15 protein-coding genes are annotated in these 16,290 nt (G+C 68.3%); 7 read left to right on the top strand and 8 right to left on the bottom strand.

Features of this window, described 5'->3' with window-relative positions:
- Window positions 1–54 precede the first annotated feature (54 nt).
- A complete protein-coding gene (locus tag GONAM_RS02320) occupies window positions 55–1,188 on the bottom strand; it encodes a DNA polymerase IV (RefSeq protein WP_006865169.1) in 1,134 nt (377 codons plus the stop codon).
- A gap of 53 nt (window positions 1,189–1,241) precedes the next feature.
- A complete protein-coding gene (locus tag GONAM_RS02325; protein ID WP_006865170.1) occupies window positions 1,242–1,979 on the bottom strand; it encodes a hypothetical protein in 738 nt (245 codons plus the stop codon).
- 260 nt (window positions 1,980–2,239) lie between these two features.
- On the opposite strand from GONAM_RS02325, the gene GONAM_RS02330 reads away from it, so the two are divergent.
- Entirely contained in the window at window positions 2,240–2,800 is a 561-nt protein-coding gene (locus tag GONAM_RS02330) for an Rv1733c family protein (protein ID WP_006865171.1), read from the top strand.
- 20 nt (window positions 2,801–2,820) lie between these two features.
- Here the strand turns inward: GONAM_RS02330 and GONAM_RS02335 are convergent, their stop codons facing one another.
- Together GONAM_RS02335 and ppsA are read right to left on the bottom strand one after the other, a co-directional pair.
- Window positions 2,821–3,204, bottom strand: coding sequence for a helix-turn-helix transcriptional regulator (locus GONAM_RS02335; protein ID WP_006865172.1), 384 nt, complete (start codon window positions 3,202–3,204; stop codon window positions 2,821–2,823).
- A 155-nt stretch (window positions 3,205–3,359) separates the two neighbouring features.
- Complete coding sequence (gene ppsA / locus GONAM_RS02340) at window positions 3,360–5,654, bottom strand: phosphoenolpyruvate synthase (RefSeq protein ID WP_006865173.1); 2,295 nt, start codon at window positions 5,652–5,654, stop codon at window positions 3,360–3,362.
- A gap of 149 nt (window positions 5,655–5,803) precedes the next feature.
- Here ppsA and GONAM_RS02345 point away from each other — a divergent pair, with 149 nt between their 5' ends.
- The gene (locus GONAM_RS02345) at window positions 5,804–6,349 is read left to right on the top strand and encodes a hypothetical protein (protein ID WP_245548560.1); all 546 of its coding nucleotides are present in this window, start codon (window positions 5,804–5,806) and stop codon (window positions 6,347–6,349) included.
- A gap of 93 nt (window positions 6,350–6,442) precedes the next feature.
- Here the strand turns inward: GONAM_RS02345 and GONAM_RS02350 are convergent, their stop codons facing one another.
- From GONAM_RS02350 to GONAM_RS02365, 4 genes are all read right to left on the bottom strand, one after another.
- Window positions 6,443–7,318 (bottom strand): universal stress protein, encoded by an 876-nt coding sequence (locus GONAM_RS02350; RefSeq protein WP_006865175.1) that lies wholly within the window; start codon window positions 7,316–7,318, stop codon window positions 6,443–6,445.
- 137 nt (window positions 7,319–7,455) lie between these two features.
- Window positions 7,456–9,252, bottom strand: a complete 1,797-nt coding sequence (locus GONAM_RS02355; RefSeq protein WP_006865176.1) for an Hsp70 family protein — start codon at window positions 9,250–9,252, stop codon at window positions 7,456–7,458.
- Window positions 9,253–9,307: 55 nt separating this feature from the next.
- Complete coding sequence (locus GONAM_RS02360; protein ID WP_051992451.1) at window positions 9,308–11,071, bottom strand: dynamin family protein; 1,764 nt, start codon at window positions 11,069–11,071, stop codon at window positions 9,308–9,310.
- Window positions 11,072–11,121: 50 nt separating this feature from the next.
- Window positions 11,122–12,504, bottom strand: a complete 1,383-nt coding sequence (locus GONAM_RS02365; protein ID WP_006865178.1) for a GTPase — start codon at window positions 12,502–12,504, stop codon at window positions 11,122–11,124.
- A gap of 210 nt (window positions 12,505–12,714) precedes the next feature.
- On the opposite strand from GONAM_RS02365, the gene GONAM_RS02370 reads away from it, so the two are divergent.
- From GONAM_RS02370 to GONAM_RS02390, 5 genes are all read left to right on the top strand, one after another.
- Entirely contained in the window at window positions 12,715–13,089 is a 375-nt protein-coding gene (locus GONAM_RS02370; protein WP_006865179.1) for a hypothetical protein, read from the top strand.
- Between the two features lie 2 nt (window positions 13,090–13,091).
- Complete coding sequence (locus GONAM_RS02375) at window positions 13,092–13,646, top strand: RNA polymerase sigma factor (protein ID WP_006865180.1); 555 nt, start codon at window positions 13,092–13,094, stop codon at window positions 13,644–13,646.
- A gap of 231 nt (window positions 13,647–13,877) precedes the next feature.
- Window positions 13,878–14,201, top strand: a complete 324-nt coding sequence (locus GONAM_RS02380) for a hypothetical protein (protein ID WP_006865181.1) — start codon at window positions 13,878–13,880, stop codon at window positions 14,199–14,201.
- Between the two features lie 69 nt (window positions 14,202–14,270).
- Window positions 14,271–15,209: an AlbA family DNA-binding domain-containing protein gene (locus GONAM_RS02385; protein WP_006865182.1), complete on the top strand. Its 939-nt coding sequence runs from the start codon at window positions 14,271–14,273 to the stop codon at window positions 15,207–15,209.
- A 139-nt stretch (window positions 15,210–15,348) separates the two neighbouring features.
- Window positions 15,349–16,230: an endonuclease domain-containing protein gene (locus GONAM_RS02390; protein ID WP_006865183.1), complete on the top strand. Its 882-nt coding sequence runs from the start codon at window positions 15,349–15,351 to the stop codon at window positions 16,228–16,230.
- The last annotated feature ends 60 nt before the right edge of the window (window positions 16,231–16,290 follow it).

Genomic DNA, 16,290 nt, shown 5'->3' on the forward strand with positions numbered 1-16,290 from the left:
CCTCGCCTACTCAACCAGCGGAGGGTTACGGCTCGTCGCAAGCTCCTCGCCTACTCAACCAGCAGGGGCCTCCTCGTCGGTCACCAGATCGAGGCGGACACCGAGGAGGCGGACCGGGCGGTCGATGTCGAACTTGGTGAGCAGGTCGGCGACCACGGCTTCGAGCTGGTCGAAGTCGAGGCTCGGCGCGGGGAGTTTTCGAGACTTGGTGCGCGTGTAGAAGGTCGTGGTGCGGACGGTCACCGCGACGCGGAACGGTAGGCGTTCCTCGGCGACGACCTGGTCGAGCAGCTCACGCAGCAGTTCGGCAGCCGCGGTGCGCATCTCGGACGGATCTGCGATGTCGGTGGCGAAGGTCCGCGACTTGGAGTGCGAACGGGCGAGCCACGGTTCGGCGGTGATCGTCGAGTCGCCGCCGCCCCGGCACAGGACGTACAGCCAATTGCCCTGGTGCGGACCGAAGGTGGCGATCAGGTCGTCGCGTGGTGTCGCGATGAGGTCGTTGACGGTCTCCACACCGTTGGCAGCGAGTTTGGCCGACGTCTTCGGCCCGACGCTCCACAGGTCGCGAGTCGGCCTCTGACCCATCAGGTCCAGCCAGTTGCGGTCATCGAGCAGGAACACGCGTGGCGCGCCGACGCCGTCGTCGGGTGCGGCTCCGGGCGGCCGCTTGGCGAAACCGGTGGCCATCTTCGCGCGCTGCTTGTTGTCGCTGATACCAACGCAGCTGGTCAGACCGCACCGTTCGAGGATCTCGTGCCGTACCCGTTCGGCGAACTCGACGATGGCGGCGTCGTCGTACGGGTCGACCTCGGCGCCCCGCACGCTGACGCCGAGGTACGCCTCGTCCCAGCCCCACACCTCGACGGGGTGACCGGTTCCGCGCAGCACGTCCATGACGTCGGCCGAGGCAGCGTCGTACGCTCCCATGTCCAGGGGAAGGTACACCGCATCGGGCAACTTCTTGTATGCGGCACGCAGCGGCATCCCGGCCCGCACGCCGACATCCCGCGCCTCATAGGACGCGCAGGTCACGACCTTGCGGGCCTCGGTCGGGTCGCCGTTGCCCCCGACGATGACCGGGACACCGACGAGCTCCGGACTGCGCAGTCGCTCGACCGAGACCTGGAACTGGTCGAGGTCGACGTGCAACAGCCACCGGTAGCGTTGCGAAACCGACGTGGTCACCCCGCCAGGGTAACCACGGACCGGCGCTCAGACGGTGCGGTCAGACGGCGGCGTCAGCCGACGATACGGGCGTCGACCTCGCCGAGTCCAACGCTTCGGCACGACGAACGCAGCGAATGCGGGTTGTACCGCAGCACCGACAATCCGCGCTGGGTCTCCGTCGACCAGCCGGCGAATGACGCACTGGCCTCACAGATGTACCCGGTCAGCTCCGTGGTCGACGCCTCATCGAAAGCGGCCACCGCGTGGACGAGCACCTTCTCGAGCAGCGCCCGGTCGCGGTGCAGCGGCGGCGGCACGAGATTCAGTGACGGAGAAGCGGTTCCGCAGTTCGTCGGATCGGTCAGCGCATGCACCGCGACGAGCAGGAAGGCCAGCGAGACGATCGCTCGCGAGGCGGGATCCCCGAGGCGACCCGGATGCGACTGGATGATGTGGCACACCTGCACCGGGCGCGGCGGGGTGACGCCGACAGCCTCGGCCCGGCTGGGCTCGAGGAGCCCCAGCGCGGCCAGGGCTTCTTTATGTGCAGACGAGATGGATTCGGCGGCAAGCGCATCCGCATGCATCCGCCGCAACTGGGAGACGATCGCCTGGTGGCGTCGCGCCGCGTCGTCGATCTCCCGGACCAGATGTTCGGTCAGTCCGAAAGTGGACGAGTAATGGGTCAGCGCCTGATATCCGGCCAACACGATGTGCCGCTCGATGGCGATGGCTTCGGCGATTGCCGACGGTTCGAGAAATTTTCTGGTGCTGCGCTTGGATGCGCGCGCCGAGAGAGTACTGGTCAACTGAGCCCTCCACACACGTAGACCGCAAATGCTCCGGTGTGGAATCTGCCCACCCCGGTGTTGACCCCCTACGCTTCGAGCACCCCCTTCGATGCCGTTAACGAAGCGCACGATCACCATAGCTTGAATTACGGAAAAGTGTGAGTCGATCGACTGAAGGCCGGAAAAGGTGTCGCAGACAATCCGCGACGGAAGACCCTTCCCTTCGCGCGGCGGACGGGTTTCACTCGATGCAGAGGGCTTCGACGGAGGGACTCTTCATGCTGCGCTTCCTCTCCCGCGAGTTGCACAGCTGGCGGCTCATGCACGCCTCGTCGAACCGGCTCGTCAGACCGACGGACCGGGTGGAATCACTGGTGCTCGTGGCGCTGCTCGTTTCTGCGCTGGCGGGCGTACTCGTAGCCCTGACCATCGGCGGCAACACCTACGCCGCGCACAAAGCGGTCGCGGAGGTTCAGGGTCCGCGACACTCGGTGAGTGCGACCGTCATCGCGACACCGCGGCAGGACGACGATCCGACGGTCGTCGCGTGGCGGCGGCCCGACGGCGCCCGCCTGACCGCGGAGGTGGACACCGAGCGGCACGACCGCGTGGGCCGGGTCCGCATCATCTGGCTCGACGACGAACAGCACGTCGCGGACCCGCCGGTCACCCACACCGACGCCGTTGTCGAAGGTGTCATGGCCGGACTAGGCGTCGTGATGCTGACCGCGATGGGCTGGTGGGGGCTGGTCCTGCTCGTCCGCGCAGCCGCCGACCGGCACCGGATGCGGCGGTGGGAGGCCGAGTGGCGCGAGCTCGACATCGACAGCCACCGGTGAGATCCCCCGGAACCTCCTGCTCAGCTGTCCTCGGCGTCCTCGAGGTCCCGCGTCGACAACCAGGCCTGCGAGTCGTCGATGCCGACGTGCGGCGGCAGCGGAGGTAGGCGGGTCCCGAACACCTCGTGCGTGAGTTTGCTCAAGGCCCGACATTCCTGCGCCCAGGACATCCGGCCGGCCGGGGTGGTCTCGTAGGTCCGACGCCCCGGATACCCCGCCGGCGCCTCACAGATGCCGACGAGCCCGCGCCCGACGAGTTCGTCGAGAACCGTTTTGAGCTCGCCCGGTTGGAGGCGATAGCCGCGGCGCTGGAGTTCGTCGAGTATCAGATGGTCTGACGCGTGCTCGTTCAGACCGATACCCAGGATGTGGACACGAATGGCGGCGCGCTCAACAGCTCTCATCTGCCATCCTCCCTTCACTCAGGAGACCGCCGCGCGGGGCAGACGAGATCGGGCACGTCGGCCTGCTCACGCGCCGGTGAGATCCACGATCCTCTTCACGACCCCCGGATAACAGGGTCGCAATGCCCAGAACTGCGGGAACGACCCGCCGAGGCTTACCGTCCGGGTCGGTCGAGGACGGCCTCGACGAGCAGTCGCTGCTCCGCGCGGGCGACGTGTACACGGGTGGTCGCGATGGCGTCGGGATTGACCGACACCGAGGTGATCCCCATCCGCACGAGGCGTTCGGCGAAGTCGGGGTCGGTCGACGGCGCCTGCCCGCACAGCGACGAGGTGATCCCGCATCGGCGGGCGGTGGAGATGATCGTCGCGATCGCGTCGAGGACGGCCGGGTCGCTGCCGTCGAACAGTTCGGCACACGATTCGGAGTCGCGGTCGACGCCGAGGATCAGCTGGGTGAGGTCGTTGCTGCCGATGGACACCCCGTCGATGCCGGCCTCGACGTATTGAGGGAGCCAGTACATCACCGACGGCACCTCGGCCATCACCCAGCGATGCAGGCCGCGCTGGCGGCCGAGCGGACTCTCGTCGATGAGTTCCAGGCAGCGTTCGAGTTCCCAGCGGGTCCGGACGAACGGCAGCATCACATGCAGATTGGGGTGCCTCTCCCGGGCCCGCGCGAGGGCAGTGAGTTCGAGCCGGAATACCTCGGGTTCGGACACATAGCGGTAGCAGCCGCGGAAGCCGATCATCGGGTTGCGTTCCTCGGGTTCGAACTCCGCTCCGCCCTCGAGTCCGCGGAACTCGTTGGTGCGCAGATCGGTTGTGCGGTACACCACCGGCCGGGTGCCGAACGGTCCCGCGATGCGTCCCAGGGCGTCCGCCATGGCCGAGACGGCCGCCTCGGTCTCGCCGGCGGCGATGACCGCGCGCGGGTGACGCCCCGACAACGCCTCGGTGAGCATGAACTCGGCACGGAGCAGGCCCACACCGTCGACGTCGGTCGCGCCGACCTCTGCGGCGTGCTCGGGCGACCCGAGGTTGACGTAGACCTTTGTCGCCGTCACCACGGCCGGTTGCCCCTGGGTCGGGGATGATGCCGGGGCCTCGGAGACCGTGGCCCGCTGCGGTGCCACCCGACCGGACCGGACCTCACCGGAGCCACCGTCGACCGTGACCACCGAGCCGGCCGTGAGAACCTTGGTGCCCGTTCGGGTTCCGACGATGCACGGGACCCCGACCTCGCGGGCGACGATCGCCGCGTGGCAGGTGATGCCGCCGCGGTCGGTGACCACGGCCGAGGCGCGGCGGATGGTCGGCAGCCAGTCGGGGTCGGTCATCGGCGCGACGAGCACCTCGCCGTCGACGAGTTCGTGTCCGTCGCGCGGGGAATGCAGTACGCGGACCTCGCCGCTCGCGATGCCCGGGGCAGCGGCGAGACCGCGCACCAGGACCGGCTTCGGCGACTCGTCCGTGGCGGTGTCCACGCCGGTGGTGATCGGCCGGGACTGGACGATCCAGATCCGGTGCTGCGGATCGATGGCCCACTCCATGTCCTGCGGGCGCGCATAGTGACGTTCGGCCCGCAATGCCATCCGCGCGATCGTCTGGACGGTCGTGGTGTCGATGACCGGAGTCGTCCTCCCCGGCGCCACCGGCTCGCGGCGGTCGTGACCGTCGCTGCCCCGCACGATCCGGAACTCCTGGTTACCCATGCTGGTCTCGAGCACCGAACAGTCCGACCTCGCCACCAGGAAGGTGTCGGGGGTGACCGCGCCGGACACCACCGCCTCGCCGAGTCCTTCGACAGCCTCGACGACGAGATGGTCGAGGTCGCCGGTGACGGGATCGGCGGTGAAGACGATCCCGGCGACCTCCGACGCCACCATCTTCTGCACCACCACCGCCATGAGCGGATCCGAGGACAGCCCCTTCTCGGCGCGATAGGAGACGACCCGCGGCGAGAACAGCGACGCCCAGCACCGCACGATCGCGCTCAGGAGTTCCTCGGCTGAACCGACATTGGTGAACGACGCGTTCATGCCCGCGAACGATGCGTCCTTGCCGTCCTCGCCGACCGCCGACGACCGCACCGCCACGTTGGCGCCGGGCCCATCGGAATCGGTGTCGAGGTTCCGGTATGCGGCCAGCACCTCGTCGACGACCCGCGGGGTGATGCCGACTTTCATGACCATCTCGGCCATCCGGTGGCTCAGGTCGGCGAGCCGGGCATCGTCGCCGACCGCCGACAGGGCCTCGCGGTGGGTGGCGACCAGGTCGTCGTACACCCCGCCGTCGCGCATCGACTCCGCGAACGCGTCGGCGGTCAGCGCGAAGCCATCGGGTACCGGCAGTCCGGCCGTGCCGAGTTCGCCCAGGTTCGCGGCTTTGCCGCCGACCATCATCACCTGCTCGAGTCCCACCTCGGCGAAGGTCAGTACGTGCCTCATACGCTCACGATTCTCTTCTCGCGGCGCGAGCCCTAGTGACCAACGGCGATGACCGTGATGACCAAGGTCTCTTCGTCGTGGTGCGTTCGTGGCGTCGAATGGCTGTGTCGGGTCCCCGCGGAGACGTCGACGAGAAAACGGTGCAGAAGATGTCCACCCCACAACCGCTCCCGTGGCCGCAGGCGTTCGCCGCCTTCGGACGATGCCTGGTGGACGTCGCGAGAGCGCTACGGCAGCGGCGACTGCATCAGCCGTCGGCGAGCCTCGGTCGCGTCATCGCCTTCGCCGACGGAACACGGGCCACCGTCTACCGGGAGACCGTCCGCAGCAACGGCCCGGTCACCGAACCGGTCAGCCTCATCGTCGCGTTTCGATTGCGCTGGGTGGGTGGCAACCGGCTCGCGCATCGACTGTTCCGGCTCGAAAGTGCCTGCAACACCGTCCTGTTCGCCGGTTTCGACGGATTCGTGTCGAAGCTGTGGATGACGGCCGACGCCCACCACGTGTACCGGGGCATCTACGAGTGGGACGGCTACGACAGCGCGGTCGACTACGTGCGGGCCCTCTGGTGGCCGCTCATGGTCGTGAGCCGACGGGACTCCATCCGCTTTCACGTCGTCGGCGCCAGCACGCGGGAGTTGCTGTTGGACGGTGCGCACGGCGGACCAGACGGATCGTGGTGGCGACCCGTCTGATCCGACCCTGGCTCACCGATCGTCGTCAACGATCTGTCGGGCCCGACCCCCCGCCAGACCACGATGCGCTCCGGCTTCACCACGGTCTCCGCGTCACGGGGCGGTGTGGGTGACCATCACCGGGCACCGCGCGACCTGCAGGACCGCCCGGCTGGTCGATCCCAGCAGGAGACCGCGGATTCCGCCGCGGCCACGCGTGCCCACGACGACCAGCTGGGCGGTCTCCGCGGCATCGACGAGAGCATCTGCGGGCGAACCGATCTCGACACGGCGTTCGATCTTGACGTCCGGATAATCCTCCGGATAGCCGGCGAGTTGTTCGCCCAGCAACTCCTCCCCCTCATCCCGGAGCTGGCGGATGATCTGGTGCTGGTCACCGTAGAACGCGGTGCCGGAGAACCCGCCGAACGTGTGCACCGCGAGCAGAGACGTCTGCAGCAGGTCGGCCTGCCGGAAGGCGTGGCCGATCGCGGCGGTGGAGGTCGGTGAACCGTCGACGCCGACGACCACCGGCCCGGCGGTGGGTGATGGGCCGCCCACGACTACGACCGGACATTCGGCATGGATCGCCGCGTCGTTGCTCACGGAGCCGAGCAGCAGCCCACGGACGCCGCCGACGCCGCGACGGCCCACGACCAGGAGGTGCGCCTGGCCGGATGCGTGTCGGAGCGCGAGCAACGGTGAACCGCCGACCACCTTGCCATCGACCGGCACGTCGGGGGCAGTCTCCTTCGCCACCGCCGTCCCGGACTCCACCGCGCGCCGGGCATCGGACTGCATCGCCTCGATGACGACATCCGACGTCATCATCGCGGTCGGCGCGTACGCCCCCGGGATGATGCCGACCGCGGACAGCACACGCAGCGGACGCTTCTCGCGGGAGGCGGCCGCCGCAGCCCAGCGGACGGCCATCAGTGCACAGTCGGAGCCGTCGACTCCGACGACGATCGGTGCGGTCGAATCGGTCATGGTGAACTCCTTCGTACGGCGGCGACGCCAACACCTCCGGCACCTCCCATCGTCGTCGCGGAGCCCGCGTCGAACGTGAGTCGAAGGTCATCGCGGCCGATCCGAAGGTCCCGCCGCCGTGAGAGTCCGGGGCGCCGTCAGCCGGAGGCGAAGCTCCAGATGAGAAGTGCGATCCACGCGATGGTGCCGAGGATGTTCACGCCGAGAGCCGTCATCAGCAGCGGGCCGCGTTGCCCCTCCGCCCGGTTGATGCCGATCAGGGTGACCGCCATGCCCACGATCGTGCCGAGACAGATCGGGAACCCCAGGATGCCGAGGATCAGTCCCACCAGACCGTAGGTGTTGATGCCCGACGACGACGCCGGAATCGGTTGCGCCCCGGCGGGACTCACTGGCGGATAACCGGGTTGCCGCCCGGGCGGATACGAAGGCTGGGGTTGGCCGTGTATCGCCTGCGGTGGCGCGTACGCCGGCTGGGGCGGCGCCGCCGGCTGAGTAGCGCTGATGCCGGCGGGGGCACGGTGGAGCTGCGACCACTGTTCGGGCCGGAGGTCGGCCGGACCGACGGCGCCGAAGACGACGCCCGGTTGGGCGACGACGCCGGGACGCAAGTCGAGCCCGTGCAGGGTGCCCGCCATCGGGGCGTCGAGCGTCAGTCGGCCCGACGGGGAGTCGAGCGTGGCGAGGGGCTCTCCCGCGCGCACGACCTGACCGCTGCGGGCGAGGACACCGGAGATGACGGCGCCCGACGGGACGGTCGGGAACGCGATCCGGCGTGCGGAGGCATCAACCGTCGCCGGCCTCGGCGGATCGGCGGGACGGGCCGCGTACTGCTGGGCACCGGCGGCGTCGTGGACGTCGACGTTGGTCGATCGCAGCAGACCACCCTGGGCGACGACGACCTTGGGGTCGCCGATCCGGGCGACCCGGCCCACCGACGACAGGGCCGACTGCAGCATCGGGATGCTGCTGGTCCCGCCGGTGACGTAGACGATGACCGGCCCCTTCGGTCCGGTGCCGGCGGCGTCGGCGCGGGCGATGGCGTCGCGGGTCAGTTCGACGGCGCGGTCCACGAACGGCGCGATCATCGACTCGAACTCGCGGCGGGTCAACAGCAGCGTGTGCCGGGTGCCGGGCAGTTCGATGGCGGCCTGCGCGGTGTCGGAGAGGGCTTCCTTGGCCGAACGGACATGGTCGGCGAGAGCGATGGCGGCAGCCGGGGCGCGGAGGCGGGCCGGGAGTTCGGGATCGATCTCGGCGGCCTCCTCGAGCACCCACCGCGTCATGCGGGCGTCGAGGTCGCGGCCGCCGAGGTTGTTGTCGCCGCCGGACCCGGTGACGGTGAAGTCGTCGGCCCCGGCGCGGATGAGGACGGCGACATCGCAGGTGCCGGCGCCGAAGTCGAAGACGCACATCCGTTCGTCGCCCGCGACGTCGTGTCCGCGGTAGACGTAATACCACGCGGCGGCCAGGGATTCCGAGGCGATGCGCAGCCGGCCGGCGGAGATGCCCGCGCGCTCGGCGGCGCGTCGGAGCACACCTTTGCGGCGTTCGCTCCACTTGTCGGGGTGGGTCAGGATGATCGAGTCGAACTCCGGGAGTCCGCTGTGGCGCAGCGCGGTCCGGTGCACGTGCCGCAGGACCGCGCCGATGAGGTCCTCGATCGGCCAGAACCGGTCGCCGAGTTCGATCTCGCCCTCGTCGATCCGCGACTTCGGGGAGTCCTCGTAGGCGTCGGGTGCCTGTACGCGGCGATGCACGGCGTCGTGCCCGACGACGATCCCGCTGTCGTCGGCAAACACCGCGGACGGCATCGCCGGACCGCCTGCCCCCAGGGGCACGATGACCGGTTCGGCCAGTCCGATGCGGTACGCGGCCGCCGTGTTGCTGGTACCGAAGTCGATGCAGAGTCGACGGCGGCTCTCCTGTGTCACCTGACCACCTCCCACCATCCGCCCTGCGGCGCATGGTTATACATCCGACCGGCGTTCATCCGGTGGGCGCCCGAAGGACTCGGGCGATCGCTTTGCGGACGTTGTCGACCGCCACGATCTGGGTACGCAGATCGGCGGCGGTCTTCTCCCGGTCGGCAGCCGACTTCTTGGCCTCGACCGCGGCGTCGTTGATGATCTTCGTCGACTCGGCGAGGAGTCGTTCGAGCAGTTCGTTGTAGGCGATCTGCAGGTCGGCGCTCGCATCGGACTTGATCGACTGCAGCTGTGACCGCACGTCGGCCTTCATGTCGTTGACCGCCTTGGTCAGCCACTTTCGGTGGTTCTCCTTGCCGACCTTCGACGCCCGGAAACCGACCACCACACCCGCCCACACCGGCACGGCCACCACGTTGACCACCGGGATGATGGCCAGCGGTCCACCGGCGGCGACGATCGACAGCAGCACCGGGTCGACCATGTTCTTCCACGGCGAGATCTTCTCCTGCTCACGCAGTTTGAGGTCGTTCACGTTGCCGGAGATCCGGTCGACGAGCTCGCCGGAGAGGGTGGCGTCGGCGAAGAGATCGTCGGCGATCCGCTCGATCCCGGCGACGAAGAATGCGCTGACCTCGCGGGCTGCGGCCTCGAGGTCGACGGTCATCTGTCCGATCAGTTCCTGTCCGGCGCGGTGGGGTTCGTAGAAGCGGAGCTTGTCGATGCGCGTCGACCATTGGCCGAGGAGTTTGTCGAAGCGGTCGCGGATCAGGTCCTCGGTCTGCAACGACGCGGCGGTGATGTCCTGGTTGAGCCGGGCGCGCCACTCGCGTCGTCGATCCTTGAGGCGCTGCAGGCGATCTCGTTCGGCCTCGATGTCGGCGCGTTCGGCGGGGGTCGCGGTGGCGGCCTTCATCTCGAGGACGAGGCGTTTGCGCACGTCGTCGAGGCCGGTGAAGGCCAGTTGCAACGCATTGCGTTCCGGCGACGCCGCGCCGTCGGCGACGAGCGGGCTGAGTGCGTCGACGAGTTCGGGGATGCCCGACGCGGCGAGGGCGCGGTCGCGGCGCTCGGGGTCGGTGATGGCGGCGGCCTGTTCGGCGATGCGGTTGGAGACGCCGATGATCGGGATATGTGCGAAGCGAGGGGCGTTGGCGCCGATCAGTTTCCGGTTCTCGACGACGATGGTGCGCCACTGCCGCATCACCAGATCGGTCTTGGTGACCACCAGGACCACCGAGGCGACCTCCTCGCTGACGCTGCTCAGGAACGCGAGTTCGGGGGCCGACAGCGGGGCCGTCGCATCACACACCATGACGAGCACCGACGCGCCGCGGGCCGCGCTCACCGCGGCTTCGACGTGTTCGGGGACCAGTGATCCGACGCCCGGAGTGTCGACGATGGTGACGCCCGGGAGCAGTGGCGAATCGACGGCGACGCGCGCCGAGACCGGGGGCACGAGAACGGAATCGACCGCAGTTCCGGGTGCGAGGCGTTCGGCGGGGACGCCCGCCGCATGATGCCCACCGACGGTGATCCAGTCGGCGAGGTCGGCGACCGGGATGCGGTGGGTGGCACCGGGGAACTCGATGAGTGCCGATCCGACGGGCAGATCCTCGGTCGCGGGGGTGAACCGGACGTAGACCGAGGTGGTGATCTCGGTGTCGACCGGTGCCAGTCCGCTCACGCCGACGAGGGTGTTGACCAGGGAGCTCTTGCCGCGGCTGACCTCGCCGATCACCACGACGGTGCCCTGCGGTGCGGGCCGATCCCGCACGCGCAGAGCGCGGTCGGCGATGGCGTCCTCGCCGTGCTTGCGCAGCATGTCGACGGCGGCTCGCAGCGTGTCATCGGGGGTGGGGGCAACCGACTTGCTCACGCGGTCCACCGCCCACGGCGCACCAGCTGATAGGTCTGTTCGAGCACCAGCAACGCCTCCTTCTCGGCCGACGTGGCGACGAAGGCGCGTCGCGTGCGGCAGTCGGTGGCGCGTTCCTTGGCGGCGTCGGCGATCTGCGGTGGCGCGGCGTCGGGCGGCAGCGACAACAGCAGGCGCACATCGCGACTCGCGACGACGAGGTTCAACTCGCCGATGAGGTCACTGTCGGGTTGCCAGCGGGCGAGCGCCTCGAGGGCGGCGACCTCGCGCAGCCGGTGCAGCTCGGGCGCGGTCTCGGCCTCCTCGATCGCCTCCAGGAAGACGTCGCGTCGCGCGCTGCGATACGCGGCTTCGCGGAGTTCGGCCAGTACGGTGCGGGCCTTGAGGATGTCACCGACCGCGAGGAAGCGCCGTCCGATCGCGAGGCGCAGTTCGTCGATGCCCGAGACCCGGTGCAACCACTCGCAATACGCTCGCGCACCCTGGCGGGCGGCGTCGGCCCCGGCATCCATGGCGTAGGTACCGACCAGTTCCTCCAGTCGCCCGAGCAGGTCGACGTCGAGTCCCGGTGGTGGCGGTGCGGCGCCGTCGAGGATGGTCAGCAGCTCCCAGGGTTCGAGGAGTCCACGTCGGGAGATCTGTGCGGTCTCGCGTTCGGTGACCCCGCAGACCCCGGCCTCGGCCATGAGCCCCGACACCGCGACCACGGCACCCGCGATCGCCGGGAAGCGGCGCCAGACGCGTCGGGCGATCTCCTGCGCCTTGAGCATCGGGTTGTCGGCGGCGATGAGGTCGGCGTGGGAGATGACCAGGATCGTGTTCTGCGCCGACGCCCCGGCATCGGAGAGGAACTGCACCTCGTCGGCCTTGGGACCCGCGGCGTCGTCGAGCAGGAACAGGATGACGTCGGGTCGTGGGAGGCGACCGTCGCCGGAGAAGACACGGCGGGTGGCGATCTCGGCGGTGTCGGTGAAGCCGGACAGCCCGGGGGTGTCGATGACGCGGAACCGCTCTCGGAGCAGGCGGGACGGGGTGTACACGACGGCGTGGTCGATGTCCTCCGGTTTGCGCCCGAGATCGCCGCGCATGGTTCCGGGGATCTCGGTGACCGTGCCGTCGAGGCCGACGACCTCGACGCGCTGCGGGTTGCCCTCGGTGTACAGGGCGGCGACCTTGGTGCACTCGGCACGGTCGGTAGGTGCGACACGGTCGCCGACGAGTGCGTTCAACAGCGTCGACTTGCCGGCGCTGACACGTCCGACGAGGGCGACGGTGAGCGGATTCGCCAGTTGCGCACGCAGGGAACCGATCAGCGTGGGATCGGGCGCGAGCGGGGTTACCTCGTCGAGCAACTGCTCCACGCGACCCCGCACGGTCATGTGTTGCTCCACTGATCGGTCCTCCAGTTCACGGACATCGCCTCGTGACGTTGCGTCGTATCGTCGGCGCCGGGAACATTTCCGCGTCGTCGACACTCCTAGTCACGTGACGAGAATTGTCCACGACCGTCGACGCCCTGACAGTCGGCCGGATGACGGTATCCGGGTCGGCGCCGCACCCGTCACAGATTCGAGCAGGAGCCGAACACGATGACCGACAACGACACCAGCTGGGACGACCCCCTCGAGGGGGACGACTTCGAGTCCTGGGTGCGCGAGAGCGACCCGCCGAGCGGGCTGGCCGTACCGGCTGCGACCTGGGATTCCGCGGTCGAGAACGCCTTTGACCCATCTCACGAACTGACCGAGGACCTCACCGTTGCGTCCGGCCCGGATGTTCTCGACGAGGAATCTGCCGACGTGCCCGAACTCGTCGGGTTCACCAGTGATCACGACGACGATCTCGGTCCGGGCCCGGACGACACCTTCGACACCCCAGACGTTTTCGGCAGCGACGACGACGTCAGCGACGAGTCATTCGGTGAGTCGACTTTCGACGACTCGACCCTCGGCGACGACTTCTGAGGATGGACACTTCGGAGGTGTATTCGTTGACCGACGAATCCGAATCGGGCGCAGACCTTCTCGAACGTGCGCGCTCCGGCGATCAGCAGGCCTTCGCCATGCTCGTCGAACAGCATCGGGATCGGTTGTGGGCCATCTGTTTACGCATCACCGGCAACCAGCACGACGCCGAGGACGCTCTTCAGGACGCACTGGTCGCCGCCTGGCGCGCGATCGATAACTTCCGGGGCGACGCGCAATTGTCGACGTGGCTGTACCGGATCGGATCGAATGCGGCACTCGCGCGTATCCGCAAACGATCCGACGCCGACGACATCGACGATCACGACCCGGTGAGTTCCCTCGACGTCGCACAGCAGGTCGTCGTCTCCGACCGCATCCAGGAGGCGTTGTCGCAGGTCCCGGACGCCTACCGGGCCACCTTCGTGCTGCGGGTCTACGGCGAGCTGAGCTACTCCGAGATCGCCGAGGCACAAGGCATCGGCCTGCAGACCGTTCGCAGCCGCATCTCGCGCGCACGGTCCATCCTCTCGGAGTTGCTCGCAGACCTGCGTTAGCAGTCGTTGCTTCTTGTTAACGGATTGCGTTCTGCCGAGCGATGTTTCAGCCAGTCGAATTATGGGCGGCCACTCGTCACGCGGTTACGCTCATCCTCGTGCTCAACCGGCGGCCCAGATCATCTCATCGGATGACCGACTCCGCCCAGGGAACAAACACCGCCCGGTTCCTCTCCAAGTAACCAGAGCACGAACAACCACCACCCACAGGATTCCCTGGAAGGAAACCCCATGAGCGAGATCCCCGCAGACGCAGTACTCGTCGACACCGACGGCGACGGCACCATCGACGCCGCCCTGACCGACGTGGATGGCGACGGCGTCACCGATGCCGTCCTCGACACCGACGGTGACGGCCAGGCCGATTCCATCGCCTACGACACCGACGCCGACGGCGAGATCGACGTCATCGAGGCCGACACCGATGGAGACGGCTACACCGACCTCGCGGTCGCCGACACCGACGGCGACGGAACCTTCGACACCGCCGTCGACGACGAGGGCAATGTCGAGGTCGGCGACTTCGGCAGCATCGACGGCGGCGACGCGGTCTGACAGTCCACTCCTTCGAGAAATCCCGGTCGCGCATCGCGGCCGGGGTTTCGCCCTTTCTAGACTGTCCGAGTGCGAACCGACCTGAGCAAGCTGGCCGACCCCGATCGCGGAAACATCGGATCCCTGGAGTTCGCCATACCGGTGTGGGCGACCGCCACCGCGCTGGTGCTCGTCCTGATCGTGGCCTGGCTCTTCGGTTCCGTCGCGAAGTGGCTGCTGCGCCGACGGGCACGGCTGAACACGACCACCTGCATGGTGCTCTCGATCGTCGGCACCGCCGTCGGCCTGTTCATCGCCGGCGCCGTCGACCACCGCATGGACATCTGGAGTCCGGTGACCATCGTGCTCGGACTGGTCAGTTCGATCGTCGCGGTCGGCGCCTACGCGTTGATCGCGGCTCGGCTGCAGACCCCGACCGACATCTCGGTCGCCGAACTCCTGGAGTCCGGAGAATCCGAACGGGTCGAGTTCAAGTCGACCGCCCGCATGAACCTGCGCACCAAGCAGCGCGACCCCGCGCTCGAGGCGGTGATCGTCAAGACGGTGGCCGCATTCCTCAACTCCGACGGCGGAAACCTGCTGATCGGTGTCGACGACGACGGCACTCCCCTGGGTCTCGACGCCGATTTCACCCTGCTCCGCCAGCCCGACGCCGACCGGTTCGAACTGTGGTTGCGGGACCTCCTCACCACGATGCTCGGACAGAGCACCGCCGCCGAGGTGGGCATCTCCTTCGAGAAGGTTCCGCGCCCCGCCGGGGATGCCGACGCCGAGGGCCCGGCCGAGGTCCTGGTGTGCCGGGTGGAGTGCACCCCATCGCCCCGCCCGGTCTATCTGCGGGGCACGAAGAACAACGCCGTACCCGAATTCTGGGTGCGCGCAGGCAACTCCAGCCGGCAGCTCAGCGTCGACCAGGCCGCCGAATACGTCATGTACCGCTGGCCGCTCGGCGTCGGACGCGCCGTGGCCGCTCAGGTACAAGCGGCGGTGCGGTTCTCGGCGGTCTGACCCGTCGCACCCCGCGGGTAGCGCGAAAACTCGTCCATCTGAGCTGTCTCGGAGGGCAATGTGCCCCTTGGATCGCGTGAGATGGACGCGAATTTCCCGTTCGGGAAACCTCTTCGCCTCTGCATGCGTCCAAAGCTGTATGACTTCGGACTCTGGCGTCTACACGCTCAAAAAACTGGCGGCCATGGGCTGGTCACCTGACGACATCAAGCGCGGCCGTCAGTCGGAAACGCTGATCCCGGTGGCGCGTGGGTGGGTTCGGTCGGCGACCGCCGACCCCCGGGTCGTCGCCGCAGTGAAAGCAGGTGGCGCGCTGTCGTGCGTGGGAGCGCTGCGATTTCACCAAGCGCACGATTCGAGTGGGATCTGGGTTCCGCCCGGGCACAACGAGACCCACGTCCGACGGAGTAAGCACATGAAGGGCAAGCCCCGCCCCAGCGGCCCCTTTCGATGGTGTCAGGGCTACGGCCAGCCGCTACCCGTCGTCACCGCCGTCGACTCGATCCCGCTCGCCCTCAACTGCGCGGCACGATGTCTCACGCCCGAAGAATGGATCGCGACCGTCGACTCCGTCCTCAGTACGACCGAATGGACCATCCCCGACATCCAGGCCGAGATGGGTCGCGTGGCCAAAGCCGTGACCGGGATGTTCGCCCGGTGCGATGACCGCTCCCAATCCGGAACCGAATCGATCGCCAGGCTCCGCCTGATCGCCGCAGGTTTCGAGGTGCAGGTGCAGCCCGATATCGGCACGCACGAGCACGCGGACCTGCGTGTCGGCGCACTCCTGATCGAATGCGACGGTCGGGCGTATCACTCCGATGCGGAGGCGTTCCGCAACGACCGCCGACGCGATCGGATGACGATGATCGACCGGTGGATGACCATGCGCCTGACCTACGACGATGTCCTCTACAACTGGGAAGAAGTACTCGAAGACATTCGTGCGGTCACGCGAAGCGACCGGCACCGCATCCGCCGGGACAACGACCCGCGCCGACGCGAGAACTCATCCATCTGAACACCACCGAAGGGCATAACGCCCTTCGACCGCGCTGACGAGGACGAGATTTCCACCGAT

Origin of the sequence: Gordonia namibiensis NBRC 108229, from assembly GCF_000298235.1 — a bacterium.
GTDB classification, from domain to species: domain Bacteria; phylum Actinomycetota; class Actinomycetes; order Mycobacteriales; family Mycobacteriaceae; genus Gordonia; species Gordonia namibiensis.

Bases quoted from the DNA above. Each gene is read 5' to 3' on its own strand.
- GONAM_RS02330 (WP_006865171.1), top strand. From the start codon at position 2,240: ATGCTGCGCTTCCTCTCCCGCGAGTTGCACAGCTGGCGGCTCATGCAC.
- GONAM_RS02335 (WP_006865172.1), bottom strand. From the start codon at position 3,204: ATGAGAGCTGTTGAGCGCGCCGCCATTCGTGTCCACATCCTGGGTATC.
- ppsA (WP_006865173.1), bottom strand. From the start codon at position 5,654: ATGAGGCACGTACTGACCTTCGCCGAGGTGGGACTCGAGCAGGTGATG.
- GONAM_RS02345 (WP_245548560.1), top strand. From the start codon at position 5,804: ATGTCCACCCCACAACCGCTCCCGTGGCCGCAGGCGTTCGCCGCCTTC.
- GONAM_RS02350 (WP_006865175.1), bottom strand. From the start codon at position 7,318: ATGACCGATTCGACCGCACCGATCGTCGTCGGAGTCGACGGCTCCGAC.
- GONAM_RS02360 (WP_051992451.1), bottom strand. From the start codon at position 11,071: ATGCTGCGCAAGCACGGCGAGGACGCCATCGCCGACCGCGCTCTGCGC.
- GONAM_RS02365 (WP_006865178.1), bottom strand. From the start codon at position 12,504: ATGACCGTGCGGGGTCGCGTGGAGCAGTTGCTCGACGAGGTAACCCCG.
- GONAM_RS02370 (WP_006865179.1), top strand. From the start codon at position 12,715: ATGACCGACAACGACACCAGCTGGGACGACCCCCTCGAGGGGGACGAC.
- GONAM_RS02375 (WP_006865180.1), top strand. From the start codon at position 13,092: ATGGACACTTCGGAGGTGTATTCGTTGACCGACGAATCCGAATCGGGC.
- GONAM_RS02380 (WP_006865181.1), top strand. From the start codon at position 13,878: ATGAGCGAGATCCCCGCAGACGCAGTACTCGTCGACACCGACGGCGAC.
- GONAM_RS02390 (WP_006865183.1), top strand. From the start codon at position 15,349: ATGACTTCGGACTCTGGCGTCTACACGCTCAAAAAACTGGCGGCCATG.